General features: G+C 47.4%; 2 protein-coding genes. Both read right to left on the bottom strand.

What is annotated here, in order from left to right; all coding sequences use genetic code 11:
- Window positions 1-94: 94 nt before the first annotated feature.
- A complete protein-coding gene (locus tag KDK16_RS07020; protein WP_257275328.1) occupies window positions 95-1,660 on the bottom strand; it encodes a WD40 repeat domain-containing protein in 1,566 nt (521 codons plus the stop codon).
- 171 nt (window positions 1,661-1,831) lie between these two features.
- On the bottom strand, window positions 1,832-2,446 hold a 615-nt coding region (locus KDK16_RS07015), incomplete at its 5' end, for a WD40 repeat domain-containing protein (protein ID WP_257275327.1).

Below are 2,446 nucleotides of genomic sequence, written 5' to 3'. Positions count from 1 at the left end.
CGCAGAGTTAGAGTCGGTTTTTGAATGAAAGTTCAAAAAATGTTGTTAAGGGCAATAAACAGAACTTCTGTCTTTTAGCGTACTCAAAATGGCATTACTCAGTGACAGCAAGCAACGAATTATTGCTTCGCAGTTCAGTGATGTGGACCGAATGGCCGTTGCAGGTGGTTATCACATAGCGACTATCGGCGCTGAACTTGGCCGATCTGACCCAGCCATTATGGGAAATGCTGGCTTTTTCTGACCATTTCCCACCGGCCCCCAGGCCAATGATTTTCGCTGTTCCGTCTGTGCTGGCAGTCACCAAATGGCGGCCATCAGGACTGAAAGTGGCTGAGAAGACTCCGCCTTTATGTGCAATGTCTGCTTCTTCTCGTTCCCAAGATCCATTGGCTTTCTGGCGACAGATTCTTACCGTGCCATCGTCGCTGGCCGTCACTACATAGCTGCCATCGGGGCTAAAGTTGGCTGAGTTAACATAGCCGCTATGGCGAATGATGTCTTTTGGTTCCCATGAACCATCGGCCTTTTGGACATAGATTTTCGCCGTTTTATCCATACTGGCAGTCACCACATGACGGCCATCGGGGCTGAAAGTCGCTGATCTTACCCAGTTAGTATGCTCGATGCTGGCTATATCAAACCATGATCCGTCGTCCTTGAAGCCAAAGATTTCCGCCGTACCATATTCACTGTTGGTCACTATATTGCGAGCATCGGGGGTGAAGGTGGCAAAACTGATATAACCTTGTTGGGGGATAGTGGTTCTACTTTCCCATGATCCATCGTCCTTGAGCACATAGATTTTTACCGTTCGATCGTTGCTGGCGGTCACCACATGGCGGCTATCGGCGCTGAAGGTGGCTGATTCGACCCGGTTATTATGGGAAATACTGCCTACTGGTTCCCAGGCCCCTTCGGCCTTGTGGCCGTAGATTATCGCAGTGCCATCGTTACTGGCAGTCACCAGATGGCTGCCATCGGGACTGAAGTTGGCTGAATTGACCCTTCCGGTATGGTGAATGGTCTCTATTAATTCCCATGATCCAGCGGCCGTTTTAAGGTAGATTTTTGCCGTGCTATCGTCACTGGAAGTGACCAGATGGCGGCCATCGACACTGAGGCTGGCTGAGGTTACGTAGTCATTTTCGTCAATAGTTGTTGTAACTAATTCAAATGTTTTACATTCAGACATCAGCTTGGCCTTGGTGAAAAATAACAGGGCTGGCATATGAACCCTGTCCGTTTTGCGATCTGTGAATGAGTCCACTAACGCCTGATCGTTTGTGAACGACTTGAGCCAATCACTGAGTTGATCATGATTTTTTGTATCGATGGATGTCCTTAGTTGATACTGCTGTGGTGAAGGAAACCGGCGATACCACGCTTTTGCCAGAGCATTATCCTGATGAATACCATTGCGAAGGCGGGTACATACCCGTTTTAAACTGACAATATCCCGCAGTCGCAAACGTCTGAAAATCACGGAACTGGATAAAATAGGAAAATACTTAAATGAAGGTCTGTCTTTTTTCTTCTTTTCGGCAACCGCGACGGATCTACCCGCACTGACACAGGACAATGCACGCTCCAATTCAGCTTGCGTGATGGCTGGCGAGTTTGGTTTTGCGATGCTGTTGTTAGTCTCTATTCCATACATTCCTGAATTCTCCGGAGTGGGTATTTATCTTCGATCAATAAGGACAGTCAATGTCGATACCACAAAGTTGGAGTCAGTTTTAGAATGAAAGTTCGTAACATGTTGTTAAGGAAAACTAACAGAGTTTCTGTCTTTCGGCGCACTCAAAATGGCGTCAGGCAATCACAGCAATCAATTATTCCCCCGTAGTTCAGTGATTTTTACCACGCCGTCAGCACTGGCGGTGAGCACATGGCTGCCATCGGCGCTAAAGGTGGCTGATAAGACCCAGATCCTGTGGGAAATACTGGCTTTTTCTAACCATGAGCCATTGGGTGTCAGACCGATGATTTTTGCTGTTCCGTCGTCGCAGGCAGTCACCAGATGGCGGCCATCTGGGCTGAAATTCGCTGAGTTGACATGTTCCTTATGTTGAAAGATGGCTTCTTTTTCCCATGAGTCATTGGTTTTCTGGCCATAGATTATTACCGTGCCATTTTTACTGACTGTCACAAGGTGCTGGTCGTCTGGGCTAAAGATGGCTGAGTCAACGGCAACCTTGTGAGGAATGATGGTTTTTTGTTTCCATGATCCATCGGCTTCCTTGCCATAGATTTTCACCATGAAATCCCAACTGGCAGTCACAACACGATGACTATTGGGGCTAAAGTTGGCCGATAAAACAATATTGTTATGGCAAATGGTGTCTTTTTCTTCCCATGAACCATCGGTCTGATGACTAAAGATTTTCGCCGTTTTATTGCCAGTGATGGTTACCACATGGCAGCCATCGTCGCTGAAGGTGGC

The organism is Endozoicomonas sp. SESOKO4, from assembly GCF_024606275.1.
This window is presented reverse-complemented; position numbering and strand designations above follow the sequence as displayed.

What these genes read in the sequence shown, in the direction of transcription:
- KDK16_RS07020 (WP_257275328.1), bottom strand. Translation starts at nt 1,660, where the DNA reads ATGTATGGAATAGAGACTAACAACAGCATCGCAAAACCAAACTCGCCA.